Raw genomic sequence first — 24,347 nt, forward strand, 5'->3', positions numbered from 1 at the left:
AGAGGTTTGATCTTGTATCTAGAAGTGTTGTTCGGATCCTGTGAATTAGAGGGGAAAAGCATTGGATTTTTCTACCTCTTTTACAGCTTTTGTGATATAATTATCATGTATTAAAAAAAGAAGGAGTCATATCTAATGGCAAAATTGACTGTTAAAGACGTTGACTTGAAAGGGAAAAAAGTTCTCGTTCGTGTTGACTTCAACGTTCCTGTAAAAGATGGCGTGATCACTAACGATAACCGTATCACTGCAGCTCTTCCAACTATCAAGTACATCCTTGAACAAGGTGGACGTGCAATCCTCTTCTCTCACCTTGGACGTGTAAAAGAAGAAGCAGATAAAGAAGGTAAATCACTTGCTCCTGTAGCTGCTGACTTGGCTGCTAAATTGGGTCAAGAAGTGAAATTTATCCCAGGTGTTACACGTGGTGCTGAATTGGAAGCAGCTGTTAACGCTCTTGAAGATGGACAAGTTCTCTTGGTTGAAAACACTCGTTTCGAAGATGTTGATGGCAAGAAAGAATCTAAAAACGATCCTGAACTTGGTAAATACTGGGCATCACTTGGAGATGGTATCTTCGTAAACGATGCATTTGGTACTGCTCACCGTGCACACGCATCTAACGTTGGTATCTCAGCAAACGTTGAAAAAGCTGTTGCTGGTTTCCTTCTTGAAAACGAAATTGCTTACATCAAAGAAGCAGTTGAAGCTCCAGAACGTCCATTCGTAGCTATCCTTGGTGGATCTAAAGTATCTGACAAGATCGGTGTTATCGAAAACTTGCTTGAAAAAGCTGATAAAGTTCTTATCGGTGGTGGGATGACTTACACATTCTACAAAGCACAAGGTATCGAAATCGGTAACTCACTTGTAGAAGAAGACAAATTGGATGTGGCGAAAGCTCTTCTTGAAAAATCAAACGGTAAATTGATCTTGCCAGTTGACTCAAAAGAAGCGAACGCATTTGCTGACTACACTGAAGTGAAAGACACTGAAGGTGAAGCAGTAGATCTAGGATTCCTTGGTCTTGATATCGGTCCTAAATCAATCGCTAAATTCGACCAAGAATTGACTGGTGCGAAAACAGTTGTATGGAACGGACCTATGGGTGTATTTGAAAACCCTGACTTCCAAGCTGGTACAATCGGTGTGATGGACGCTATCGTGAAACAACCAGGCGTTAAATCAATCATCGGTGGTGGTGACTCAGCTGCTGCTGCGATCAACCTTGGCCGTGCAGACAAATTCTCATGGATCTCTACTGGTGGTGGTGCTTCTATGGAACTCCTTGAAGGTAAAGAACTTCCAGGATTGGCTGCTCTTACAGACAAATAATCTAAATAGAATGAAAGAGGCTGGGACAAAAGTCCTAGCCTCTTAATTATTTTTGGATTGTCGAGCAAGACGCAGTGGTTGAGTGGGCTCTACTACGCTGATTTCATCAGCTTTTACAGCCCTACTCAACTGTGCGGAGGTGGGACGACGAAATCGAATTCTAACGAATTACCGATTTCTGTCCCGCTATCTTTTTTCTTTCTATTGATAACTGTTCTCTCCTTTCTGAAAATATGGTAGAATAATAGAAATAGAAAGATAGGTGACCATGGATTACTTTAAACGACACAAATTTGATTGGTCCAAATTCCGTTTGGGGATGAGAACCTTTAAAACAGGGATTGCCGTTTTTATTGTACTACTTATTTTTGGAATATTTGGCTGGCGAGGCCTTCAGATCGGGACGTTAACAGCTGTTTTTAGTTTGAGGGAAGACTTTGATAAGAGTGTCCACTTCGGGGCTTCGCGTGTCATGGGCAACAGTATCGGAGGTTTTTATGCCGTGTTGTTCTTCCTTTTAAAAACGCTCTTTCATGGGGCGTATTGGGTGACTCTTATTTTTGTACCCATTGCGACCATGTTAACCATTATGACAAATGTCGCTATGAATAACAAAGCAGGAATTATCGGAGGAGTTTCGGCAATGCTGATCATTACCCTCTCGATTCCTAACGGAGAAACCTTCTTGTATGTTTTTGCCCGAATATTTGAGACCTTTATTGGCGTTTTCGTTGCGATTTTGGTTAATTCGGATGTGGATCACATTCGCGATTTTCTCAAGAAACACAAAAAACCTATGTAAGATTATATAACATTTAATCTTGACATAGATTTTTTTTTCGATATAATAGAATAGAAAGAGGAATGGTATGAAGGAAAAGGAATTACGACGCTCGCTGGCAGTCTTTCCGATTGGCAGTGTTATGAAGCTGACCGACTTGACAGCTCGCCAGATTCGTTATTATGAAGATCAGGGATTGATTTCTCCTGATCGGACAGAAGGCAATCGCCGCATGTATTCGTTGGACGATATGGACCGCCTGCTTGAGATCAAAGATTATATCTCAGATGGCTTCAATATTGCGGATATTAAGAAGAAATATGCGGAAAAAGAGCAAGAGCAAACCAAGGTTGTCAGTCAAGAAGAGATCCGTAAGGCTCTTCATCGTGACATTCTTCAGCAAAGTCGCTTCACATCTTCCCCATCGCCATATGGTCAATTTCGTTGATCATTTCATAAGCTTGTAATCTATTTTAAGGAGACAAAAATGTCAATTACTGCTGCAGATATTCGCCGTGAAGTAAAAGAAAAAAATGTTACTTTTATTCGCTTGATGTTCTCTGATATTTTGGGAACCATGAAGAACGTCGAAATTCCAGCTACCGATGAGCAACTGGACAAGGTTCTTTCAAACAAAGCCATGTTTGATGGTTCTTCTATCGAAGGATTTGTCCGTATCAACGAGTCAGATATGTATCTTTACCCAGATTTGGATACATGGACAGTTTTCCCTTGGGGAGATGAAAATGGTAGCGTAGCTGGCTTGATCTGTGATGTCTATACGACAGAAGGGGAACCATTTGCAGGAGACCCACGTGGCAACTTGAAACGTGCCCTTCGTCATATGGAAAAACTTGGCTTCAAATCCTTTAACCTTGGACCAGAACCAGAATTCTTCCTCTTCAAGTTGGATGAAAATGGAGATCCAACTCTTGAAGTAAACGATAAAGGTGGCTATTTTGACTTGGCTCCAACAGACCTTGCAGATAACACTCGTCGTGAAATCGTAAATGTCTTGACAAAGATGGGCTTTGAAGTAGAAGCCAGCCACCACGAAGTAGCCGTTGGTCAGCATGAAATTGACTTCAAATATGACGAAGTTCTCCGCGCTTGTGACAAGATCCAAATCTTTAAACTCGTTGTGAAGACCATCGCTCGTAAACACGGCTTGTATGCAACCTTTATGGCCAAACCAAAATTTGGAATTGCCGGATCAGGTATGCACTGTAATATGTCTCTCTTTGACCAAGATGGCAACAATGCCTTCTTTGATCCAGAAGATCCACGTGGAATGCAATTGTCAGAAACTGCTTATCACTTCTTAGGTGGTTTGATCAAGCATGCCTACAACTTTACAGCCGTGACCAAGCCAACCGTCAACTCTTATAAACGTTTGGTTCCTGGATATGAAGCACCCGTTTATATCGCTTGGGCAGGTCGCAACCGTTCCCCTTTGGTACGTGTACCAGCCTCACGTGGGATGGGAACTCGTTTGGAATTGCGCTCCGTAGACCCAATGGCCAATCCTTATGTAGCCTTGGCAGTCTTGCTTGAAGTCGGCCTTCACGGGATTGAAAATAAAATCGAAGCACCTTCTCCGATCGAAGAAAATATCTATGTGATGACACCGGAAGAACGTAGAGCAGCTGGAATCACAGATCTCCCTTCTACCCTTCACAATGCCTTGAAAGCCTTGACAGAAGACGAAGTGGTGAAAGCTGCCTTGGGTGAACACATCTACACCAGCTTCCTTGAAGCCAAACGAATCGAATGGGCAAGCTATGCGACCTTCGTATCCCAATGGGAAGTAGACAACTATTTAGATCTTTATTAAGAAACAAGAGTAAAGAGGCTAGGACAAAAGTCCTAGTCTCTCAATTATTTTTGGATTGTCGAGCAAGACGCAGTGGTTGAGTGGGCTCTACTACGCTGATTTCATCAGCTTTTACAGCCCTACTCAACTGTGCGGAGGTGGGACGACGAAATCGAATTCTAACGAATTACCGATTTCTGTCCCACTCTCTTTTTTATCCTCAAAAGGTCACCATAAAACCAGTTGAAACAGTGGTCTCAACTGGTTGTTTTGTTAATTTTCGTCATCTGGCGTGAGAATCATTGGGATAATGATAGGTTCACGTTCCGTGCTCTCGTATAAGAATGGGCGAAGGGCATTAACAATCGCACCATTGACGGTTTGGATATTGGCATCTTTGTTCTTCAAGGCGATACGAATAGCATTGAAGAGAATGCGTTGGCTTTCACGAATCAGATCTCCTGATTCACGCATGTAGATAAAACCACGGCTCAAGATGTCTGGTCCAGCCAGGATCATCTTCGATTTGAAGTCGACAGTCGCAACGGCAAGCACGACACCGTCTTCGGAAAGGTCTCTCCGGTCACGAAGGACAGCAGCCCCGATTTCACCGATACGATTTCCATCGACATAGATATCTTGAGCATTGAAGCTTCCTGCGATACGAGCAGAGTTGGCTGTAAGGGCAAGGACATCACCATTACTCATGATGAAGATATTATCTTTTTCCACTCCGCAATCACGCGCAAGTCCTGCGTGGATCTTCTGCATCCGGTATTCACCATGGACAGGCATGAAGTATTTTGGTTTGATCAAGCGGAGCATGAGTTTTTGTTCTTGTTGCCCCCCGTGTCCAGAGGTATGGATATTGTTGATCTTCCCGTGAATGACCTCTACACCCGCTTCGGAAATCGTATTGATCAATTTATTCACACTGGTTGTATTTCCAGGAATTGGACTAGAAGAGAAGATCACGGTATCTCCTGGTTGGAGTTGCACTTGGCGGTGCGTTCCGTTGGCAATCCGAGAGAGGGCTGCCATTGGCTCTCCTTGGCTTCCTGTACACATGATCAGGATTTCATTGGCCGCATAGTCTTTGATCTCATTTGGCTCGATAATGGTTCCAGCAGGGACCTTGATGTAGCCAAGCTCGATTCCATTGACGATGGCTTTTTCCATCGAGCGTCCAAAGACGACGATCTTACGACCGGTCTTAACAGCGGCCTCAGCAGCTTGTTGGAGACGGAAGATATTCGAAGCAAAGGAGGCAAAAATGATGCGCCCATGGATGCCTTCGATGATCTTCATGATGGATTGGCCAACCACTTTTTCAGAGTTAGTAAAGGTTGGGATTTCCGCGTTGGTTGAGTCTGAAAGCAGACAGAGAACGCCTTCTTCCCCAAGGGCCGCCATACGATGGAGGTCAGCCGGTTCCCCAACAGGTGTGAAGTCAAATTTGAAGTCTCCGGTACAGACAATCTTTCCTTGAGGGGTGTGAATCACAATTCCCAAAGGTTCTGGAATCGAGTGAGTCGTACGGAAGAAGGTTGCTTTAAGATTTTTAAATTGAAGCTCAGTGTTTTGGTTGATTTCGTAGAGTTTGGCATCACGAAGAAGACCGTGCTCTTCTAATTTTCCACGGATCAAGGCGAGTGCCAAAGGTCCTGCGTAGATAGGGACATTGGCTTGCTTCAAAAGGAAAGGAATCCCACCGATGTGGTCTTCGTGTCCATGGGTAATGAGGACCGCTTTGACGCGATCGATATTATCAACGATATAAGAGTAATCTGGGATTACATAGTCGATCCCAAGGAGGTCATCTTCTGGAAATTTGATCCCGGCATCGACAATGATGATTTCATCTTGGTATTCGATCCCGTAGGTATTTTTCCCGATCTCTCCAAGTCCACCAATGGCAAATACACCAACTTCTTCAGGTTTTAAGGTATAAGCCATGGATTAGTACTCCGTTAGTTCAAAAGCACCTGACTCTTTCTCGTAAGCAAGGTGTTGCTCAGAAAGTGGTGTGATAAATTCAATGTTGAAATCTGTGTTTGCTTCAACCAATTGACGTGCTTGGATGCGTCCTTCGCGTTCATTTGGTGCATCAATATCGAGATAAAGTGCATGCGTGGTTTCACGACGAGGGTTCCGGTCTTTTGTTTCCTGATAAAAAACTTTATAAATCATGAAGTAATTTTCCTTTCATTATTTCGGTCCATTTGTTAGCTGCGAAGGAGTGAAATCACTAGAGTTTCCTACTCGCAACTAGTGGACCTGATTCGATACAATTAATTATCATTATACCATAAATAGGCTCTAAGGAAAAGATGCAAGCGAACTGTTGGTAGACGGAAGTTTTATAGAGGGAATGGTATGTAAGGAAGCAAGCAGACGAATTCAACACGTCAAAGAAATAGGAAAACATCTTTTCGTGTTCGGTTTTGAAGAAAGTTATGGATATCTTGTAAAATTATGTATACGTTATAAAGATACCAATGGAGTCGTTTCTAAAATCAGACATCCAACTTCAAAAGTATTGAAATCTATTTTAGAAGATGGATATGGGATTATCGTTCGCTCAAGTGGAACAGAAGCAAAAATCAAGTCTATATCAGTGCAAAATCTGATAGCAAAGCTACTGTAAAAGAAAAAGTAGCAGCGTTAGAAGCCAATGTAAAAAAATTATAATAATCAATGAAATGAGCACACTCACGACGGTGGGTTGCTTTTTCGATGTACGTAGTTTTTTGGTATAACTGGGATTTTCAGGAAATTATCTTGAAGGCAAAAGGACTGTGGTATAATAATCATAAATAATCGTGAAAAAAGCTCTATGTAAGTGGAGAGGAGTCATTTATGAATAAAGAAACAAAACGGTTTTTAGCAGGGAGTGTGGCAATTCTATCTTTAGTAGTGGCAGGATGTTCCCAGTCTAAAACAACACCAGAATCAGCAAAGGAAACAACTGAAGCAAAAACGACGAAACAAGCAGTAGTCGAATATACAACAGATAGTAAAAATCCAGCAGCATCTTTTGACTGGAATGCAAAAGTCGCACCAATGACGAAATACGAACAAACTTTTGTCGAAACAAATAGTGGTAAAACAGTTACGAAGAAATTGGATGGTGTGCAAAAAGCAGTAGATGCCTTGAATGAAAAGAAAAAGAGCATCACTGACAAAAAAGTTAAAGAAGCTTTAAAACTTGTAGATGCAGTTTTTGTAAATCAAGAAAACTTTGATGTGTTACTAAAAGCAACAGGGACATCAAGCCAAGAAGAATTCTTCACACGTATTTGGAATGATTACATGGTGAACTTCTTGAAGGAAGCACGCCCAACATATACAAATGACGGGGAAGTGGAGTATCAAGGAGTGAAGTATCCAATTAAAGTATACGGCCCAATGTACTTAAAGGTAAATACGAATGCCTTAGGAAGAGCTGCGGCCTATACGCTTGAAGATTATAAAGTGGAAGGTGATACAGTATACTTGAAATTAAAAGCACCACGTGTTGACACTTACCAATATGAAGTACAAGCAAGCTATCAAACAAATAATAAAGCGTTCTTTGAGGGGATGCTTCAAGATGCACAAAAAGTCGGACAAACAGACTTTACAAAAGCGCTCTTGTATAAATTTATTTACCGATTAGCAGCCGTTGGATTTAGAGGAGATGGCTATGTCAACTTAGAAGGAATGGATTATTACGATAAAAACAATCACTATTTAGCGATTAAGGTAGACGATAAAGGTAATACAACCATTGATGATAAGAACTTGGTGAACCTTCTACAAATCGATTTGAAGCCAGCAAATGAAGCTAATAAAGCAAAATTTGAATAAGAAAAATGATCATAAAGCTCCTACAATAGTGGGGCTTTTTTATACTTGGAGGAAATGTTGTAAAAGGGGAAACAATATGTTACAATAAATTTATATTATACATTGTGATGAAGTACACAAGTTATAAAGAAAAAGAGGAGAAGTTTATGAAGAAAGAAATAAAGCGCTTTTTATTAGGAGGTACTGCGCTATTATCACTATTAGTAGCAGGTTGCTCAAAAACAAAGACGGATAATGAAACGAGTCAAGTAAAGACAACTAAATCTTCAACAAAAAAGAAAACACCATCTATTAGCGAGTATAAAACTGACAGCAAAAATCCAGGTGCTGCATTCGACTGGAACTTAGTAGGAGCAGGGTTAAAAGACTATAAACGAGAATTTTATGACATAGAAGGAAAGAGAGTTACTAAGTTGACCGCGTCAGTATTAGACGCAGTTGGGAATCTGCAAAAAACAAAGAGTGAGATTACAGATAGCAAAGTCCTTGCTGCGTTAAAATTATTAGATGCTGTATATGTAGACCAATCAAATATTGGAGATTTACTCCAAGCTGCGGGAGTATCCAATCAGAAGGAACTCTATGAAAAAATTTGGAATGAGTATATGATTGAAGATATTACTAAAAATCATCCAACATTCAATAACGATGCGACCGCCGAATTAGATGGTGTCACTTATCCAATTAAGGTTTACGGACCAATGAAGCTAAAAATTTATACGAACTCACTGGCTCAAGCAGGTGCATATGAATTACTCAATTATAAAGTTGAAGGCGATATGGTGTACTTGAAGTATAATGCTCCTAGCATGGAAGGAGATACGCAAGTTCATTATTCAAAAGAACAAAAAAATAATCAGGCTTTCCTTAATGAAATTAAGGAAGAAACAGAAAAATCATCTGGACAAGATTATAATAAGAACCTGATTATGAGAACTATTTTCACTTTAGCAACTGTACAATTTAAAGGGGATGGATCGTTTGGCGTCGAAGGAAGTGGAGAATTTTACGTTAGTGGCCCATATTATCTAGCTGTTAAAGTTGATGAAAATGGAAAAACAAGTATTGATCTTACCAATTTACTTGCTCTCATTCAAATTCACTCTAAGTCAGCCACTGAGGCGAATGAAGTAAAATTTCAAAAAAATCAATAATCGAAAAACCGGTACCCTCATTTAGGACCGGTTTTATTGGATCTATTCTTACCAAGATTATTTCAAAATAACTTGTTTATTTAAGGCACAATGATTGCATGTAATCGTAAAAAATCTCTCTATGTTCTGAAACTCCACTCTTGTTTCATCTTGCCCTGATTCGGTACAATTAGTAGTCATTTACAAGTAAAGTTGGAAGCGGATCTGATGGCAGAAGGGAGGGTTTTTATAGAAGGAATAGGGAGAGAAACCTTCCTCTACCGTTTAGTGCCTAATTGTAGTATAATATGAAGCAGACAATGAGGAGAAAAGATGAAATTATTAGCATTTGATACCTCGAGTAAGGCTCTTTCTGTAGCGATATTAGAAGATGAGACTCTACTTGCAGAAACAACATTAACCATTAAAAAGAATCATAGTATTACCTTGATGCCGGTCATCGATTTTTTGATGCACCAAATCGACTTGACACCCAAGGACTTGGATCGTATCGTGGTATCAGAAGGTCCTGGGAGTTACACTGGACTGCGCATTGCGGTCGCAACCGCAAAGACCTTGGCTCATACCTTAGGGATTGAATTGGTCGGGGTTTCGAGCCTATTAGCCCTAGTGCCAGATGATCTAGAAGGTTTGGTTGTTCCTGTCATGGATGCCCGTCGGAACAACGTTTATGCAGGTTTTTACCAAGATGATCAGCTGATCGCACCAGAAGGACATTTTCCATTTGAGGAAGTCCTAGAGCATGCAGCGACGAGTGAGCAGGTCACCTTTGTCGGAGAAGTCACTGCCTTTAAGGAGCAGATTGCCTCTAGCCTGCCAAGTGCTACTTACTATGAAACCTTGCCAGATGCAGTGAAAATCGGACGTCTCGGTCTCAAAAAAACGCCTGTTAGCCTCCATGATTTTGTTCCTCATTATCTCAAACGGGTCGAAGCAGAGGAAAATTGGCTCAAAGACCACACGGAAACAACGACCTCTTACATCAAGCGCCTATGATGAAAGGAACAATCAAGAAAGGGAGCGTCCAGGATGCAGCTGCCATTCTCGCTGTGATGGAAGATGTCTATGAAGCAAGTCCCTGGAAGTTGGAGCAGATTGAAGCTGATTTAGAGCAGGAATCGACCTTCTATTTCCTAGCTGTGGATGAGGGGCAAGTCCTTGGATTTGTCGCCATTCAAGAGACTCTCTATGAAGCAGAGGTCTTACAGATTGCGGTCAAGCGCGCCTTTCAAGGCCAAGGCTTAGCTCAGCAGTTACTTGCGCAGTTGCCGGACCAAAAAGAGATTTTCTTAGAAGTGCGCGTGTCCAATCAATCGGCCCAAGGCCTATACAAAAAAATGCATTTTGAAGAAATTGCACGGAGGAAAAACTACTATCACGATCCCATAGAGGATGCTGTGATCATGAAGAGGAACCCAAATGAAAGATAGATATATTTTGGCTTTTGAGACATCTTGCGATGAGACCAGCGTGGCTGTCTTGAAAAATGACGACCAACTCTTGTCCAATGTCATTGCCAGTCAAATCGAAAGTCACAAGCGTTTTGGTGGGGTGGTACCTGAGGTAGCCTCTCGTCACCATGTGGAAGTCATCACCGCTTGTATTGAAGAAGCCTTAGAAGAAGCCGGCATTACAGAAGCCGATGTCACAGCTGTGGCTGTCACCTACGGTCCAGGTCTGGTTGGGGCTCTCTTGGTCGGCTTAGCAGCGGCCAAGGCCTTTGCCTGGGCGCATGGACTCCCTTTGATTCCTGTCAATCATATGGCAGGGCACTTGATGGCCGCTCAAAGCGTGGAGCCTTTAGAGTTTCCGCTTTTGGCCTTGCTGGTGAGTGGAGGACATACCGAGCTAGTCTACGTCAGTGAAGCTGGTGATTATAAGATCGTTGGAGAGACACGTGATGACGCTGTCGGAGAGGCTTATGACAAGGTCGGGCGCGTCATGGGCTTGACCTATCCAGCAGGACGTGAGATTGATCAGCTGGCCCACCAAGGGGCTGATATCTACGATTTTCCTCGGGCCATGATCAAGGAAGACAATCTGGAATTCTCTTTTTCAGGGCTCAAATCAGCCTTTATCAATCTGCACCATAATGCCGAGCAAAAAGGTGAAAGTCTCTCCAATGCAGACTTGTCTGCAAGCTTTCAGGCAGCTGTCTTAGACATTCTCATGGCCAAGACTAAGAAGGCTTTGGAGAAATACCCAGTCAAAACCTTAGTCGTCGCTGGTGGGGTCGCAGCCAACCAAGGTCTTCGTGAACGCTTGACTTCTGAGATCACCGATGTTAAGGTCATCATTCCGCCTCTGCGCCTCTGTGGGGACAATGCAGGGATGATCGCCTATGCCAGCGTCAGCGAGTGGAATAAGGGAAATTTTGCTAGCTTAGATCTCAATGCTAAGCCAAGCCTGGCCTTTGAAGGAATCGAATAAGAAAAAGGAGCCAATTGGATGTGCAAGGTCCAATGGCTTTTTTGCTGGGGTCTCACCAACTAGTAGCGAATTTGCGAGTCGAAAGAAAATTCGGTATGATAGAAGGAATAAAAGATTGAGGAGGGCTGGGATTATAAAGCTTTCTCTCTCAGTTGTCCTTTTTCAACCTTTTTTCTTGTGTTATAATAGAGGTCAATGATTCAGAAAGGAGTGAGAGAGTGGAAAAAGATTTTTGGCAGGGGGTGAGGGACGCACTTCCGACGGCTTTGGGCTATATCAGTATTGGCATGGCTTGTGGTGTTGTGGCGTCTCCTTATCTTTCTCCTTTAGAGATGGCCTTGATGAGTGTCTTGGTCTATGCTGGGGCGGCCCAGTTTGCGATGATCTCTCTGATTGCGGCCCACTCTTCGATCTTGAATATGGCTTTGACGGTGTGTTTGATCAATCTCCGTAATATGTTGATGAGTCTGCATACGTCGTCTGACTTTAAGGATGCTAGCCTTGCTCATACCATCGGGATTGGAAGTCTCCTGACCGATGAGAGTTATGGGGTCTACTTGAGTGAGAAGTTAAAAACGGACACCATTACAGTTCCTTGGATGCATGGGAACAATCTAGTAGGCTATGTGGCCTGGATCAGTGCGACAGTTATCGGAACAGCTCTAGGATCTCTCCTACCTAATCCAAAGGCTTTTGGGCTTGATTTTGCTTTAGTGGCTATGTTTATTGGGATTTTTGCAGCCCAGTTTCAAGGAATGCAACTGACAGAAAAGACCAAGACTATGCTCATGGTGCTGTTAGCAGTAGCAGTGAGTTTCTTTCTCTTACTCTTTTTTGTTTCGCAACCGCTAGCTGTGCTAGCTGCGACCTTGATCGGCTGTTTTGTGGGGGTGGTCTGTGATGCGCGTGAATAGTTCTATCTTCATGGCCATTCTGGCCTCAGCCCTCGTTACCTGGATTCCTCGGATCTTGCCCTTTCTCTTAGTCAAATACAAGGGACTGCCGGATCCTGTGACCCGCTTTCTCAAATACCTACCCATTTCCATTATCTTTGCCTTGGTGTTATCGAGCTTAGTAGATGGGAAAATGGGAAACCTCCCTCAGTTCCACTGGTTGGACCTCGTGGTGACTATTCCCAGTCTCTTTGTAGCCTTTCGTTACAAAAACCTGATGGGAACCGTCTTATTTGGGATTGTCTTGATCGCCCTCTTACGATTGGTATTTTAAATACAAAAATATGTTACAGAAAAATGACAATTATTACAAAAAAAACTTGATTTTTGTAATAATTAGAGTATAATGGGAGTCATAAAGATAAAGAGGTGATCTTATGAAAAAATCAATCTTCCGTTGGAGTGCCGCTGTTCTGGTAGCTGCTTCACTTGGTCTAGCTCTCGGTGGTTGTGGTGCAAAGGATAAAAAAACAGCTTCCTCATCCGAGAAAGCATCTACCAGCAAGGTAGAGAAAAAAGCCAAAAGTACTAGCAAAAAGAGTGCAGCATCTTCCTCTCAGGAAAAAGATACAGCTAGCTCTTCGACTCAAGCAAGTAGCGCGACAGCTACAAAAGACTCTAGTAAGAGCGAGAATGCGTCTGCTACGACGCAAGCTACTGTTCCTGCAGAACTGGTGGGAACTTGGGTAGGATCTAGTCCACAAGCAGATGCGATTAAAATGACAGTGGATGCCAATGGTAATGTGACAACAGTGGTTAGCTTCAAAAATGATAGCGAACCAACTCGGACAGCGACCTATACAGCAAAAGCTGTCCAAGCGACTGGAAATATCTACTATTGGAATGTTGAAGGCTTTGATGGGGCTGATGCCTTGCTCCCTGGGATTACAGGCTTAGGTGGAGCCAACTTCCGATTTGAACCTGGTTTTATCTTGGAAGAAGGACACTATACACCGATTGTGTTTACAACAGATCTCAATACAGAATTTGACTACACCAAATACAACGATTTCCGCTTTTCATTAACCAAAGAACAATAAAAAAAGACGAACTCGATAGGACATCGAGTTCGTCTTTTTAGTCATTAGATTATCCAAGATAGATAACTTTGAACAATAGTACAGCTAAGATAGCAGCAAGAATTGGGGCTACAACGGGTACCCAAGCATACCACCATTTAGAATCACCCTTGTGCTCTCCTAAGACAGACTTTGGAAGGAAGGCGTGAACCAAACGAGGACCAAAGTCACGTGCAGGGTTCAAACCAGGTCCAGTAGGACCACCGAGTGATGTGACAAGAGCCATAACAAGGAAACCAAGGGCCAAGTGAGCAATTCCTAGACCAGGGGCATGTGCTTGTGATAAAGCCAATTTCGCTGCTGTTGAGGTAGCATCGAAGACTCCTCCTTGTTCAGTAGCAGCTTTTTGTGCAAGGCCTGCAACTTCTGCACCGAAGAAATTCTTGGTTAATCCAAGTGCACAAAAGAAAAGGACGAAAGATCCTGCAAACTCGTTGATAAAACCATTGATGGTAGCAGCCTTACGTGATTCAGGAGTTCCTTTATCCAAACTAGAAATCGTTGAGAATGTTCCCAAGATGTTGTTAGGATTTTCAGTCTGGAGATAGTATGGACGGTGAGCTGCAACGACAACCAATTGTCCAAACATAGCTCCAAGAAGTTGAGCAGCGATGTATGGTAAAACATTGGCCCATGGGAAGAGTCCGCTAACCGCAAGTCCAAGAGTAAAGGCTGGATTAATGTGGTTTCCTGAAACGTTACCAAACATCAAGGCTGGCATCATGACACCCATTCCGTACCCGATCGCAATGACAAGCCATCCGCTTTGATGACCTTTAGTTCCTTTTAATTCAACGTTTGCAACAGCACCGTTTCCGAGAATAAGTAGCAATGCTGTCCCGAAAAACTCAGTCATGAGTTTAACACTAAAATCAAAATCCATGATTCTAATAATCTCCTTTATAAATTTTATACCAATCCATTCTATCAAGTAAATACTAACTTGTAAAGAATTTTTAAAAATTTTATTTCAATAGATGAATAATAAAGTTAGTGAATTTCTATCAGTAATGAGGGCTTCCTGCTACCCAACCGGTACAGAGGGCGGATGTGATATTAAAACCGCCTGTATGGGCATTGATATCGAGGACCTCTCCTGCAAAGTGGAGTCCAGGAACTAGCTTACTTTCTAAGGTTTTAGGGTTGATTTCTTTGAGGCTAACCCCTCCCTTGGTCACAAAGGATTTGGCTAGAGACATCTTACCAGTGACTGGAATGGGCATTTCTTTTATCTTTTGGATCAGCTCTTCTGTCTGACTAGGAGTCAGCTGTTTGGCTTTTTCAGGGAATCCTTGGGCTAAGAAATCAGCTAGACGCTCAGGAAGAAGGGTTTTGAGGCTATTTTTAATGGCCTTTTCTCGATGCTCTTCGAGGAAGTCTTTTAGATCTTGAGAAGAAGTGGTTGGCAGGAGATCCAGAGACAAGATTTCCCCGCCCTTAACAAAGCTGGACATCCGAAGAGCTGCAGGACCCGAAAGTCCAAAATGAGTAAAGAGAAGATCGTGGGTGATCATGTGTTTGTCATAGCTCAGTGTGATATCTGTTAGCGAGATTCCTTGCAAGGCCTTATGGGGAAAATCTGTCAACAGAGGACTCTCTGCCGCTTCGAGATCGGTGATGGTATGCTTGAAGTGACGGGCAATCTCATACCCATAACCCGTAGAGCCAGTCGATGGGTAAGATTTGCCACCAGTTGTAACGACTAGCTTGTCAGCTGTCCACGTATGCTCAGAAGACTTGATGATAAAGACGTCCTCGGGCTTGGTGACAGAAACCACTTCACAGTTGGTGGCAATGCTAGCACCTAGCTCAAGGATCTTATTCTCTAAGGCTTGAATAATGGTGCGAGATTGATCACTAGCAGGAAAGACCCGGCCATGGTCTTCGACTTTTAGCTTGACGCCATTATCGGTGAAAAATTGGATGATATCATGATTATCAAATTGGGAAAACACACTGTAAAGGAAGCGCCCATTTCCAGGGATACCGGCCATCAAATCGTCTAAGGTTCCGTTGTTCGTGACATTACAGCGACCTCCTCCGGTACCAGCAAGTTTCTTACCGAGCCTTTTATTTTTTTCGATCAGTAGTGTAGGTTGGCCATAAGAGGCGCTGGCAATGGTCGCCATCATACCTGCTGGGCCACCACCGATGACAATGGTGTGAAAGTGAGTCATGTAGATCCTTTCTTGGTAACTTAACCGTTTTTGGTTTCATTGTATCATAAAATGGATGTCATGAATCAAAATAGTAGCTTCAATTTTTGGTAATTTGTTTTATTTTTTTAGAAAAAAGCTTGCAAATTTTCCGAAAAGGAGTAAACTGATAGGGATAAATGGATGTTTACTTCTAAGTCAGCAGAATCGAGGATACGAATTCTTATTGGAAATGATCCATAAAAAGGGAGATGAAGATGAAATTATATGTACAACTGACGATTATATTCACGATTTCATTAATTGGTGAAATCATTTCGGATGGGTTGCACTTACCAATTCCTGGGAGTATGATCGGGCTGTTGATCCTATTTTTATTATTGCAGTTTAAATTATTACGCATGCGCCACGTCAATATGGTAGGAAATTTTTTGTTAGCTAACATGACGATTCTGTTTCTTCCTCCTGCGGTCGGTATTATGGATAAGTTTCATGTGATTGCGCCTTATCTGTTTCCAATCATGTTGATTCTACTTGGAGCCTTGGTCATCAATGTGGCTTTAATTGCAATCGTGGTTAGTTTTATAAAAAATCGTTTTGAGGGTGATTATCCAGAAGGGGGACGCAAGCATGGCTAATTTTGCGAGTAATCCTTTATTTGGGATTGTCTTATCTATTTGGGCTTATTTGATTGGAATGTTAATTTTCCGCAGGTATCCCCATCCAATAACAACGCCACTTTTAGTGGCTACAGCAATCGTTATCTTATTCTTAATGATTACAGGAATTTCTTATAAAGATTACTATGTCGGTGGTTCCCTGTTAAATCAGTTGATTGGACCATCGACAGTCGCCTTGGGAATTCCTCTCTATAAAAGTTTCCATTTGATGAAGCATCATGCACGGAGTATTTTGATCGGCTCAACAGTAGCAGTTATTGTGAATACGATTTTTACAGCCTTGATTGCGAAAGCATTTGGGATGAAGTATTTTCTAGCTATTTCACTCTTTCCAAAATCGGTTACGACTGCAATGGCAGTTGGGATTACTGAAAAAATGCAAGGAATTACGACCATCACTCTTGTGGTAGTTGTAGCAACTGGATTATTAACAAGTGTCTTGGGTCCAACGATATTGAAACTGTTAAAAATAAAAGATCCAGTAGCTATTGGTTTAGCCCTTGGAGGAACTGGACATGCAGTAGGAACAGGGACAGCGTTTAAGTATGGTCATGTGGCCGGTGCTATGGCAGGATTGGCAATAGGGATCACAGGAATTTTGTATGTATTCATTAGTCCAATTGTGGCTTCGATGATTTTATCCTAATACATTTTATTATTTTCTGAGAGAGGCTCAAGAAGGGTCTCTTTCATTTTGTAGTGAAAGCTTAAAAATCAATCTAGAGTGAAAGAAGCTTTTCATGATTACTATCCAAAGCTTTTCCAAGCGTCTAAAAAATGGTATAATGAACTGTAAATTTCAGAAGTTGGAAGGAATGTCATTACTATGATGAATATGCAAAATATGATGAAGCAAGCTCAAAAATTGCAAAAGCAAATGGAGCAAAGCCAAGCAGAATTAGCTGCAACTCAATTTGTAGGGAAATCTGCTCAGGACTTGGTTGTTGCAACCCTGACAGGCGATAAGAAGGTCGTTTCCATCGATTTCAACGCCGCAGTGGTTGACCCAGAAGATACAGAAACGCTTTCTGATATGACAGTGCAAGCCATCAATGCTGCCATTGAAGAAATTGATGCTGCAACCAAGAAAAAACTCGGTGCGTTCGCAGGGAAATTGCCATTTTAAGCAAAGAAAGTTTTCATCAACTAAAAAGAGGCTGGGACAAAAGTCCTAGCCTCTTAATTGTTTTTGGATTGTCGAGCAAGACGCAGTGGTTGAGTGGGCTCTACTACGCCGATTTCATCAGCTTTTACAGCCCGACTCAACTGTGCGGAGGTGAGACGACGAAATCGAATTCTAACGAATTACCGATTTCTGTCCCACTCTCTCTTTTTATTCATCAAAAAATCCAGATAAGTCCAAGCTTCCAAAGGGGTTGGTGGAGAAGTTCTCTTGCTCTTCAAGGAGGGTGCGGCCTTGATCAAATTCGAGGAATTGTTCGTAGACAAGGGCTGTCATGCGGGCGTCTTCTAAGCTATCGTGTGATTTTCCTGCAACTCCCAAAAATTCTGCAACGGTGTGGAGTTGGAGATTTTTAATGCCGTGGAGGTCAGATGGACGACGTTCGAAAGCCTCGTCAAAGACATCGACAGCGTACTGGTCTTCTAGATCCAAGCCATTTTCAAGTAGGGTGGGTAGGTCGCTCTTTTGGGCATTGTATCCGATCAAGGGCCGGTCTCCTACAAAGGCCTTGAATTCGTTGAGGACCTGTTCGAGTTGTGGGGCATTTTGGATCTTGTCCTGGGTAATGCCAGTCAGGCCGTTAATAAAGCTTTTTAGGGGCTTATCGGTGTAAACGTAGGAGTCGTAGTGATCGACTTCTTTACCGTTCGTAAAACGTACGGCAGACACCTGGATGATCTGATAGGCGCCTTCGTATTGGTTAAATTCGAGATCAAAGGCGATATAATCTTCTAATGCTTTCATGGGAAATCTCCTGTGGTAGAAAAGAAAAGGGACTGGTAGGATCCAGCCCCGGATTATCGACGGAAAACGCGTGCCCAGAAACCTTTGCTTTCTTGCTCTTGAACTTTTTCGTTGGCTTGTTCGAGTTCAAGTTTCAAGGTATCGCGGTCGTTCATTGCTTGTAAAGTCAATTGTTGTTGTTGGTCCAATTGCTTGTCTTTTTCAGCAATTTGAACGTCTTTCACGCGCAACTGTTCATCTTTCTTAGCGAGTTGCTCGTCTTTGGCTTTGAGTTGCTCGTAGAGACGGACGATTTCAGCATTTTTTTCATCTACCAAAATTTCCATCAATTCGCGTTGCTTCACATCATCGCTGACTGGCTCATCTTCAAAAATAGTTTTTTTGTAGATTTCTTCGAGCTTAATCAAGCCACTACGGGTTACAACGGTAACCCCTTTTTCGTTTTTTTGGGTATCTTCTGGAGCCAGCGCCTTGACACGGTTATTGACCGCCTGGCGGCTGACTCCTAAAATTTCAGCAATTTCGCTGACAGTTTTTTCAATCGCCATAACTTCCTCTAATATCTTTTTCTATGAAATACTCTATTAGATAGTAACATAAGTAGGCTAAGCTGTCAAATGAAGCAAAGAAAGGCTAAGCCTTGATACCACGATTAGTGGACCTCTGTCATTTCAGGAAGATGGAGGCTTGATTGTGCTAAGTCAATGGTGAGTTGGTAATCGGTTTGATCACGCACAGTGATTTCAAAGTCCGTTGTGTAAAGGACCAGGCGAAGGGTCGCTCCTTTTTCGAGCTTGTAGATGGTTGGTTGGAGATCAAAGTCAAATTCCATCCACTCGCCTGGCGTCACGTCCTCAACCTCTAAGAGATCATGACGATTTTGGAGGTTGAGATAACCTTTCGAAATGACTCGTTGGCCCGCTTCCTTAAATGGCAACTCGGTCAAGTTGTCTAGCATATGGTAGCGACCGTTATCCAGTGTACGGACCGATAAGACTGCAGGATAGGGTTGGAGGTATTTCTTGCTTCCAAGCTCTAAGAGTTGGGCTGAGAGAAGGCCTTTATTGGTGCTGGAGTGAAGTCGTAGGTGAAGGCGAGCTTTCCCGTTGAGGTGCAGGTCTTCTTCGATTGGAAGATCGATGGTTACCTGTTGGGCCTTGTCTTGGTAGAGATCGCTTAAGAAGGTCGGATAAGCCTTGCCATAGCGCTCGTAATCTTTTGTCTCGTAGCGGTTTTGGATGACTTTTTCACCGTCTCCCAGCGAGAAGGTCCGCTGACTTGTTTGATTGCCAAAATCATCCAAGGAAGTCCAACTTTGTTCTCCTGTATTGTCCTGCCAAATGACAGTAGGCAATTCATAGCTTGAATCGTAGCCCAGCAATTTTTTAGAGAGAAGGGCATTCATGCTCTCACGGAAGTCAATGGACTGCCAGTTGTTGAGGTAGACATGGGCACCATTGTGGTAGAAGAGGTGTTTCTTGATGCTTGCTGGAAGGGCTTGGAACATGTTAAAGACGTGAAGCGGTTTGACGTTCCAGTCTTGGGAGCCATGGGTAAAGACCACCTCTGCTTGGACTCGATCAGCATGTAGGAGATAATTGCGATCGTGCCAGAATTGATTGTAGTCTCCGGAAGCGCGGTCCAGCTCTTTTTTGACGCGATCAAGATCGGCTTGGTGGGCCGCATTGTGGTGTAAATAATCCCCACCTAAAAGGTTGCGTGAATAGGTCAATTCGGCAAGGGAATCAAAATCTTCACCTGGATAGCCGCCAGGACTTGTCACGAGACCATTTTCGCGGTAGTAGTTGTACCAAGAAGAGATCCCAGCCTCTGCTATGATGACTTCTAGACCGTCCACACCTGTGGTCGCAAGGCCGTTAGACATGGTTCCAAGGTAAGAGATCCCGGTGGTTGCGACCTTTCCATTAGACCAATCAGCTTTGACTTGGCGTTTGCGTGTGTGATCTGTAAAGGCCCGGCAACGGCCATTGAGCCAGTCGATAACGTTCTTGTAGGCTTCGATTTGTTGGTAATTTCCATTGGTCATCAAGCCTTGCGAATCTTTTGTCCCCACTCCAGATACGTAGAGATTAGCGTAGCCGCGTGGAAGGAGGTAGTCGTTGAGGGTATAGCTGGAATTGATATGGGTGAGAGTTTCTTCAGCTTCATCGACTAGCTCAGCTGAACCGACAGGATCCACCAATTCTAATTGAGGTACTTCTACTTGAATGGTATGAGGTTCTTTGACCTCGAGGTCGACATTCATATTGTAGAGGGCCTTGTCGCTGGCCTTATCGTTGGTCCCTTGGTGATAAGGACTTGCGGTCATAACAGCTGTAATCTTGCCTTCATAGCGAGGACGGATAATGCTGACCTTGACCAAGTCTGGCAGACCATCTTTGTCGGTATCGACCCGACTTTCCACATAGACGACCTCGCGGATGGCATCATGGCTCGTAAAGGTTGCGAGGCTCTTGCCGTTAAAATAGTGATACTGGTTATCTTCAGGAATCAAGCCATCGCTGACCAACTGATCGATGAGTAAATTTCCTTTTACTGTTCGAGTATTGAGAAGGTGATAGAGGTTTTCTACCAAGTTTCCATACTCAATCGGAAATTGGACTTCTTTCAAGAAGCTATCCGTATCTTCAAAATCAATAAAATAGCGGAAACCGAGTAATTGGAGGGCTACTGTGTAAAAAATGTTCGGAGACCATTCGCAGTCAGATTGGATATACGTTAAAAAGTCTGTTTTAGAATCCACCACTAGGTTAGAGAGGGGATAATCTGTATCTTTATAGGTGAAGTAAACCTTGCGGACAAACCATTCAAACAGTTCTTTTTCTGGGAGGTGGGTGGGAAGGTCAAACCCAATTTCTTTTAGTTCCTTAAGAATGTCTTTTTGGTCAACAGATAGATAGCTATATTGATTGTATTTCATAGACTGCTCCTTTTATCAGTTTCTTTTTTCTTTACTTCTTATATTATACTTGATAAAATAGTATTTGTCTAAAGACCTTTCGTCTATAAGGAGAAGGAATATTGAAAAAAATATCTTTTGAACAAGTTGCAAGAAGACGGACCTTATTGTTTGGGGTTCTTGCCGTCATTTTTGGGATTCTCATTTTTCGAAACGGCGTTGGTTTCACCAAATTTTCCTTGGATCTATTAGCCATTTACTTTTTAGTTGATGGACTAGGAAGCTTTCTTCTTCGCTTTTTGTTACGTAGCAAGTCTATTTCCTATAGCCACTCTATTTGGTTTATTTTTCTTTCACTTGCGTTGATCTGGTTGAATCGACTGAGTAGTCTGCCCGTAAACTTAGTTGTGATTTGTTTAGGGGCATATCAGTTGGGGAGTGCCATTGTCTATGGGATCACATTTTGGCTTTATAAGGCCAATCGGGTAAAAGGAGGCTGGCTCTATTTATGGGATGCGCTTTTAAACGGTGGGCTTGGTCTAGCAACTGTCTTGGAACCTGGTTCAGATGGGCACTTCCAATTTATCCTCTTGGGGGCTTATCTGGTCTTGTTGGGGATTTCTAATATTCGAGATGGTATTTTATTTGACAAAGACCAACAAGGCCAAGAGTTAAAACGTCGCTTTCGTATTAGCCTACCGGTTATCTTTGCAGCCTTTATCCCTGCTAAGGAGTTAAAACGGTTTAACCAGTTTCTTCAAAAAGGGAGCTCGGCGGGACACACAGGCCCTTATCGATTGGTGAAAAAAGAAGAAGAGGCAAGGGAATTAGAAATTTTGGTTCATACTTCTGACAGCAACTTATTTGGAGCGATTGGGCATGTAGATATTTGTTATCAGGGGAAGGTCATTTCTTACGGAAGTTACGATCCCTTTTCAGAGCGTCTATTTGGGACGATTGGGGATGGCGTACTGTTTAAAGTGGATAAGGAACCATACATCGAACTATGTAAAAAAGAGAGTCAAAAGACGCTGTTTGGCTACAGCCTATCCCTTACCGAAGAAGAGAATCAGGCAGTAGAGAAGCGTCTAGCTGAAATTGATCAGTTGTTAGAACCTTGGGATCCACCTAGGAGGTTACTGGAAGACGGTCAGCCGACCTACGCTTACAAATTGAAATATGATTTAGGGGCTGAGCTATATAAATTTACTTCTTCGCGTTTTAAATCTTACTTTGTTCTGTCTACTAATTGCTGCCTGTTAGCAGATTCCATTGTGGGACAGGCAGGAACGGCTGTATTAGATGTGCGTGGAGTGATTGCACCAGGGACCTATCAGGATTACTTAGAATACGAATTTGAAGCTCCAAACGGGCGGGTCCATACACGAACAGTATACTAAAAAAAGAAAGACAGATTTTTATTTTTGAAAAATCTGTCTTTTTTGCACAAGATTTCTTGTAAAAAGCCAGAAAATCTTTTACAATAAAAAGTGCTTGGAGGAAAGTATGACAGCAAATCAGATCGTAAGAGTGATCCCAGTCTTGAAAGTGAATAACCGAAATGTCAATCAACGCTTTTATGAAGAGACATTGGGAATGAAAGTATTAGTGGAAGAAGGAGCTCTCCTGTCTTTAGGAGATGCCTCAAAAGTAGAAAAAATCGTCTTAGAAGAGTCACCGAGTATGCGTTCGCGTAAGGTCGAAGGTCCAAAGAAATTGGGTCGCATCGTGGTGAAAGTGGCACAAGCTCAAGAAATTGATTATTTGTTGGCCCGCCAGCCAGAGACAAGCGCCCTTTACCAAGGAGCTAATGGTCGCGCCTTTGAAGTTGTGTCTCCTCAAGGAGATACCATTTTCGTGCATGCGGAAGAAAATCTTGAAAGCCTAGAACCTTTGGAGAAAGCGCCTCTTGTTGAGCTTCCAGAAGATTTCAAAGGTTTGACCAGCTTTGATGTGGACTTTCTTGAGGTCAATGTGGCCGATCTTGCTGAGGCTGAGAAGTTCTATAGCAACTTGCCAGCTTTGGCCCACTTTATCCATTTACAAGAAGCCCAAGGAAAAGATCTCCAAGTTGAGAACAAGGTTACTTGGGATTTGAGCATGATCAAGGTCGAATTGGCATCTTTTGATGTGGAAGACTTGAAAGAAAGCTTAGGAGAAACTGTCGATTTTGTGCACCGTAAGGGAACTTTCTTGATTGCCAAGGATCCAAGCCAGATCGAACTCTGGTTTGAAGCCAATCAAGATCAGGTCCATATTTCTTATGAAGAATAAGAATGGAGTGATGAGCGTGAATGCAATCATCGAAAAAATTACCGAACAAATCCAAGAAGGCATCTATCCAGGTGCCTCTCTTGCGCTTTACCGCGATGGTCAGTGGAGTGAGCACTATCTGGGACTAGCGGATCCTGAAAAAGGAGAGCCAGTAGTGGCTGACCTGGTCTATGATTTGGCTAGTGTCAGTAAGGTCGTTGGAGTTGCTACCATCTGTGCCTTTTTGTATGCGAAAGGGGAGCTTGCGCTTGATCGCCCCTTTAAAGAGCTTTACCCGCGTTTTGCTCATGAGAAGACGACCATCCGGGAACTCCTGACCCATACTTCAGGACTTGATCCTTTTATCCCCAACCGGGATCAATTGGATGCGAGACAATTGAAAGAAGCTCTTGAAAATTTGCAGTTAAAAGAGGACAAGAGTTTTCATTACACCGATGTCAATTTTCTTTTGCTGGGCTTTTGGTTAGAAGACAGGTTTCACCAGCCCTTGGATCGTTTATTTGAAGAGCTGATTTTTACACCTTGGAAGATGACGGAAACACGGTTTGGACCGGTCGAAAAGGCAGTGCCAACGGTTCGTGGGCTTGCTTCTGGAAGTGTCCACGATCCAAAAGCGAGAGTATTGGGTCGTCATGCGGGAAGTGCTGGACTTTTTTCAACTGTTGCTGATCTAGAGTGCTTCTTAGAGCATTATCTGAAGGAGGATTTTGCGCGTGACTTGTCTCAGAATTTTGCGCGTGAAGAGGGCAAGACCCGCGCTCTCGGATGGAATCTAGAGGGTGACTGGTTGGATCATACGGGCTATACTGGAACCTTCATCATGTACAATCGCAAGAGACAGGAAGCTGTGATCTTTTTGTCCAACCGGACCTATGAGAAGGACGAACGGGCCCAATGGATCCTCGACCGCAACTCCTTGATGGATTTGATCAAACAAGAATTTGAACAATAGAAATGGAAGGCTAGGATGATGGATCCTGGCCTTTTACGGTCTGT

At 42.8% G+C, this 24,347-nt stretch carries 26 protein-coding genes; 19 read left to right on the plus strand and 7 right to left on the minus strand.

Features of this window, described 5'->3' with window-relative positions; genetic code table 11:
- Nucleotides 1-135 precede the first annotated feature (135 nt).
- The 4 genes from SM121_RS03235 to glnA all read left to right on the plus strand — a co-directional run bounded on the left by SM121_RS03235 (nucleotide 136) and on the right by glnA (nucleotide 3,950).
- Complete coding sequence (locus SM121_RS03235) at nucleotides 136-1,335, plus strand: phosphoglycerate kinase (RefSeq protein WP_118227805.1); 1,200 nt, start codon at nucleotides 136-138, stop codon at nucleotides 1,333-1,335.
- A 268-nt stretch (nucleotides 1,336-1,603) separates the two neighbouring features.
- Nucleotides 1,604-2,137 (plus strand): FUSC family protein, encoded by a 534-nt coding sequence (locus SM121_RS03240; RefSeq protein WP_320911137.1) that lies wholly within the window; start codon nucleotides 1,604-1,606, stop codon nucleotides 2,135-2,137.
- Nucleotides 2,138-2,204: 67 nt separating this feature from the next.
- Entirely contained in the window at nucleotides 2,205-2,564 is a 360-nt protein-coding gene (locus SM121_RS03245) for a MerR family transcriptional regulator (RefSeq protein WP_003008872.1), read from the plus strand.
- A gap of 39 nt (nucleotides 2,565-2,603) precedes the next feature.
- On the plus strand, nucleotides 2,604-3,950 hold the full coding sequence (glnA, locus tag SM121_RS03250; RefSeq protein WP_320911138.1) for a type I glutamate--ammonia ligase: 1,347 nt from the start codon (nucleotides 2,604-2,606) through the stop codon (nucleotides 3,948-3,950).
- A 252-nt stretch (nucleotides 3,951-4,202) separates the two neighbouring features.
- Here the strand turns inward: glnA and rnjA are convergent, their stop codons facing one another.
- Together rnjA and SM121_RS03260 are read right to left on the minus strand one after the other, a co-directional pair.
- Nucleotides 4,203-5,885 (minus strand): ribonuclease J1, encoded by a 1,683-nt coding sequence (gene rnjA, locus SM121_RS03255; protein ID WP_003003107.1) that lies wholly within the window; start codon nucleotides 5,883-5,885, stop codon nucleotides 4,203-4,205.
- A gap of 3 nt (nucleotides 5,886-5,888) precedes the next feature.
- The gene (locus SM121_RS03260; RefSeq protein ID WP_003008866.1) at nucleotides 5,889-6,119 is read right to left on the minus strand and encodes a DNA-directed RNA polymerase subunit epsilon; all 231 of its coding nucleotides are present in this window, start codon (nucleotides 6,117-6,119) and stop codon (nucleotides 5,889-5,891) included.
- A 154-nt stretch (nucleotides 6,120-6,273) separates the two neighbouring features.
- Between SM121_RS03260 and SM121_RS03265 the strand changes: the two genes are divergently transcribed.
- The 9 genes from SM121_RS03265 to SM121_RS03305 all read left to right on the plus strand — a co-directional run bounded on the left by SM121_RS03265 (nucleotide 6,274) and on the right by SM121_RS03305 (nucleotide 13,355).
- Nucleotides 6,274-6,576 (plus strand): phosphoglucomutase, encoded by a 303-nt coding sequence (locus tag SM121_RS03265; protein WP_320911139.1) that lies wholly within the window; start codon nucleotides 6,274-6,276, stop codon nucleotides 6,574-6,576.
- 212 nt (nucleotides 6,577-6,788) lie between these two features.
- A complete protein-coding gene (locus SM121_RS03270) occupies nucleotides 6,789-7,778 on the plus strand; it encodes a hypothetical protein (protein WP_320911140.1) in 990 nt (329 codons plus the stop codon).
- 146 nt (nucleotides 7,779-7,924) lie between these two features.
- Complete coding sequence (locus SM121_RS03275; protein WP_320911141.1) at nucleotides 7,925-8,932, plus strand: hypothetical protein; 1,008 nt, start codon at nucleotides 7,925-7,927, stop codon at nucleotides 8,930-8,932.
- A 312-nt stretch (nucleotides 8,933-9,244) separates the two neighbouring features.
- Nucleotides 9,245-9,928, plus strand: coding sequence for a tRNA (adenosine(37)-N6)-threonylcarbamoyltransferase complex dimerization subunit type 1 TsaB (gene tsaB / locus SM121_RS03280; protein WP_320911142.1), 684 nt, complete (start codon nucleotides 9,245-9,247; stop codon nucleotides 9,926-9,928).
- The gene (rimI, locus tag SM121_RS03285; RefSeq protein ID WP_320911143.1) at nucleotides 9,925-10,362 is read left to right on the plus strand and encodes a ribosomal protein S18-alanine N-acetyltransferase; all 438 of its coding nucleotides are present in this window, start codon (nucleotides 9,925-9,927) and stop codon (nucleotides 10,360-10,362) included. Before tsaB ends, rimI begins: the two co-directional genes overlap by 4 nt.
- Nucleotides 10,352-11,362 carry a tRNA (adenosine(37)-N6)-threonylcarbamoyltransferase complex transferase subunit TsaD gene (gene tsaD, locus SM121_RS03290; protein ID WP_320911144.1) on the plus strand — a complete coding sequence of 337 codons (1,011 nt, stop codon included), beginning with the start codon at nucleotides 10,352-10,354 and terminating at the stop codon, nucleotides 11,360-11,362. Before rimI ends, tsaD begins: the two co-directional genes overlap by 11 nt.
- A 218-nt stretch (nucleotides 11,363-11,580) precedes the next feature.
- Nucleotides 11,581-12,276, plus strand: coding sequence for an AzlC family ABC transporter permease (locus tag SM121_RS03295; protein ID WP_320911145.1), 696 nt, complete (start codon nucleotides 11,581-11,583; stop codon nucleotides 12,274-12,276).
- Nucleotides 12,263-12,589, plus strand: a complete 327-nt coding sequence (locus tag SM121_RS03300; RefSeq protein ID WP_272157484.1) for an AzlD domain-containing protein — start codon at nucleotides 12,263-12,265, stop codon at nucleotides 12,587-12,589. The genes SM121_RS03295 and SM121_RS03300 overlap by 14 nt, the downstream gene beginning before the upstream one ends.
- Nucleotides 12,590-12,692: 103 nt before the next feature.
- Entirely contained in the window at nucleotides 12,693-13,355 is a 663-nt protein-coding gene (locus SM121_RS03305) for a hypothetical protein (RefSeq protein ID WP_195623436.1), read from the plus strand.
- Nucleotides 13,356-13,404: 49 nt separating this feature from the next.
- Here SM121_RS03305 and gla read toward each other — a convergent pair whose 3' ends face one another.
- On the minus strand, nucleotides 13,405-14,277 hold the full coding sequence (gene gla / locus SM121_RS03310; protein ID WP_195326997.1) for an aquaglyceroporin Gla: 873 nt from the start codon (nucleotides 14,275-14,277) through the stop codon (nucleotides 13,405-13,407).
- 121 nt (nucleotides 14,278-14,398) lie between these two features.
- On the minus strand, nucleotides 14,399-15,571 hold the full coding sequence (locus SM121_RS03315) for a BaiN/RdsA family NAD(P)/FAD-dependent oxidoreductase (protein ID WP_195487304.1): 1,173 nt from the start codon (nucleotides 15,569-15,571) through the stop codon (nucleotides 14,399-14,401).
- Nucleotides 15,572-15,807: 236 nt separating this feature from the next.
- Between SM121_RS03315 and SM121_RS03320 the strand changes: the two genes are divergently transcribed.
- The 3 genes from SM121_RS03320 (at nucleotide 15,808) to SM121_RS03330 (ending at nucleotide 17,356) form a co-directional block, all read left to right on the plus strand.
- Entirely contained in the window at nucleotides 15,808-16,188 is a 381-nt protein-coding gene (locus SM121_RS03320; protein ID WP_037615613.1) for a CidA/LrgA family protein, read from the plus strand.
- Nucleotides 16,181-16,876 (plus strand): LrgB family protein, encoded by a 696-nt coding sequence (locus SM121_RS03325; protein WP_270299924.1) that lies wholly within the window; start codon nucleotides 16,181-16,183, stop codon nucleotides 16,874-16,876. The genes SM121_RS03320 and SM121_RS03325 overlap by 8 nt, the downstream gene beginning before the upstream one ends.
- Before the next feature lie 180 nt (nucleotides 16,877-17,056).
- Complete coding sequence (locus SM121_RS03330; RefSeq protein ID WP_003005613.1) at nucleotides 17,057-17,356, plus strand: YbaB/EbfC family nucleoid-associated protein; 300 nt, start codon at nucleotides 17,057-17,059, stop codon at nucleotides 17,354-17,356.
- Nucleotides 17,357-17,563: 207 nt separating this feature from the next.
- Here the strand turns inward: SM121_RS03330 and SM121_RS03335 are convergent, their stop codons facing one another.
- The 3 genes from SM121_RS03335 to SM121_RS03345 form a co-directional block, all read right to left on the minus strand.
- Entirely contained in the window at nucleotides 17,564-18,157 is a 594-nt protein-coding gene (locus tag SM121_RS03335) for a 3'-5' exonuclease (RefSeq protein ID WP_320911146.1), read from the minus strand.
- A gap of 53 nt (nucleotides 18,158-18,210) precedes the next feature.
- Nucleotides 18,211-18,705 (minus strand): DUF536 domain-containing protein, encoded by a 495-nt coding sequence (locus SM121_RS03340; RefSeq protein WP_003008835.1) that lies wholly within the window; start codon nucleotides 18,703-18,705, stop codon nucleotides 18,211-18,213.
- Between the two features lie 104 nt (nucleotides 18,706-18,809).
- A complete protein-coding gene (locus SM121_RS03345; protein ID WP_320911147.1) occupies nucleotides 18,810-21,098 on the minus strand; it encodes a Xaa-Pro dipeptidyl-peptidase in 2,289 nt (762 codons plus the stop codon).
- Between the two features lie 101 nt (nucleotides 21,099-21,199).
- Between SM121_RS03345 and SM121_RS03350 the strand changes: the two genes are divergently transcribed.
- The 3 genes from SM121_RS03350 (at nucleotide 21,200) to SM121_RS03360 (ending at nucleotide 24,303) form a co-directional block, all read left to right on the plus strand.
- Nucleotides 21,200-22,477, plus strand: a complete 1,278-nt coding sequence (locus SM121_RS03350; protein ID WP_023919173.1) for an HdeD family acid-resistance protein — start codon at nucleotides 21,200-21,202, stop codon at nucleotides 22,475-22,477.
- Between the two features lie 106 nt (nucleotides 22,478-22,583).
- Nucleotides 22,584-23,351, plus strand: coding sequence for a CppA N-terminal domain-containing protein (locus tag SM121_RS03355; RefSeq protein ID WP_070675424.1), 768 nt, complete (start codon nucleotides 22,584-22,586; stop codon nucleotides 23,349-23,351).
- A 10-nt stretch (nucleotides 23,352-23,361) separates the two neighbouring features.
- Nucleotides 23,362-24,303 (plus strand): serine hydrolase domain-containing protein, encoded by a 942-nt coding sequence (locus SM121_RS03360; RefSeq protein ID WP_320911148.1) that lies wholly within the window; start codon nucleotides 23,362-23,364, stop codon nucleotides 24,301-24,303.
- Nucleotides 24,304-24,347 lie beyond the last annotated feature (44 nt).

Source organism: Streptococcus sp. S1 (assembly GCF_034137685.1).
Classification (GTDB): domain Bacteria; phylum Bacillota; class Bacilli; order Lactobacillales; family Streptococcaceae; genus Streptococcus; species Streptococcus dentalis.

Bases quoted from the DNA above. Each gene is read 5' to 3' on its own strand.
- SM121_RS03335 (WP_320911146.1), bottom strand. From the start codon at position 18,157: ATGAAAGCATTAGAAGATTATATCGCCTTTGATCTCGAATTTAACCAA.
- SM121_RS03260 (WP_003008866.1), bottom strand. From the start codon at position 6,119: ATGATTTATAAAGTTTTTTATCAGGAAACAAAAGACCGGAACCCTCGT.
- SM121_RS03315 (WP_195487304.1), bottom strand. From the start codon at position 15,571: ATGACTCACTTTCACACCATTGTCATCGGTGGTGGCCCAGCAGGTATG.
- tsaB (WP_320911142.1), top strand. From the start codon at position 9,245: ATGAAATTATTAGCATTTGATACCTCGAGTAAGGCTCTTTCTGTAGCG.
- tsaD (WP_320911144.1), top strand. From the start codon at position 10,352: ATGAAAGATAGATATATTTTGGCTTTTGAGACATCTTGCGATGAGACC.
- SM121_RS03345 (WP_320911147.1), bottom strand. From the start codon at position 21,098: ATGAAATACAATCAATATAGCTATCTATCTGTTGACCAAAAAGACATT.
- SM121_RS03340 (WP_003008835.1), bottom strand. From the start codon at position 18,705: ATGGCGATTGAAAAAACTGTCAGCGAAATTGCTGAAATTTTAGGAGTC.
- SM121_RS03275 (WP_320911141.1), top strand. From the start codon at position 7,925: ATGAAGAAAGAAATAAAGCGCTTTTTATTAGGAGGTACTGCGCTATTA.
- SM121_RS03300 (WP_272157484.1), top strand. From the start codon at position 12,263: ATGCGCGTGAATAGTTCTATCTTCATGGCCATTCTGGCCTCAGCCCTC.
- SM121_RS03320 (WP_037615613.1), top strand. From the start codon at position 15,808: ATGAAATTATATGTACAACTGACGATTATATTCACGATTTCATTAATT.
- glnA (WP_320911138.1), top strand. From the start codon at position 2,604: ATGTCAATTACTGCTGCAGATATTCGCCGTGAAGTAAAAGAAAAAAAT.
- rimI (WP_320911143.1), top strand. From the start codon at position 9,925: ATGATGAAAGGAACAATCAAGAAAGGGAGCGTCCAGGATGCAGCTGCC.
- SM121_RS03245 (WP_003008872.1), top strand. From the start codon at position 2,205: ATGAAGGAAAAGGAATTACGACGCTCGCTGGCAGTCTTTCCGATTGGC.
- SM121_RS03270 (WP_320911140.1), top strand. From the start codon at position 6,789: ATGAATAAAGAAACAAAACGGTTTTTAGCAGGGAGTGTGGCAATTCTA.
- SM121_RS03330 (WP_003005613.1), top strand. From the start codon at position 17,057: ATGATGAATATGCAAAATATGATGAAGCAAGCTCAAAAATTGCAAAAG.
- gla (WP_195326997.1), bottom strand. From the start codon at position 14,277: ATGGATTTTGATTTTAGTGTTAAACTCATGACTGAGTTTTTCGGGACA.
- SM121_RS03305 (WP_195623436.1), top strand. From the start codon at position 12,693: ATGAAAAAATCAATCTTCCGTTGGAGTGCCGCTGTTCTGGTAGCTGCT.
- SM121_RS03235 (WP_118227805.1), top strand. From the start codon at position 136: ATGGCAAAATTGACTGTTAAAGACGTTGACTTGAAAGGGAAAAAAGTT.
- rnjA (WP_003003107.1), bottom strand. From the start codon at position 5,885: ATGGCTTATACCTTAAAACCTGAAGAAGTTGGTGTATTTGCCATTGGT.
- SM121_RS03325 (WP_270299924.1), top strand. From the start codon at position 16,181: ATGGCTAATTTTGCGAGTAATCCTTTATTTGGGATTGTCTTATCTATT.
- SM121_RS03240 (WP_320911137.1), top strand. From the start codon at position 1,604: ATGGATTACTTTAAACGACACAAATTTGATTGGTCCAAATTCCGTTTG.
- SM121_RS03360 (WP_320911148.1), top strand. From the start codon at position 23,362: ATGAGCGTGAATGCAATCATCGAAAAAATTACCGAACAAATCCAAGAA.
- SM121_RS03355 (WP_070675424.1), top strand. From the start codon at position 22,584: ATGACAGCAAATCAGATCGTAAGAGTGATCCCAGTCTTGAAAGTGAAT.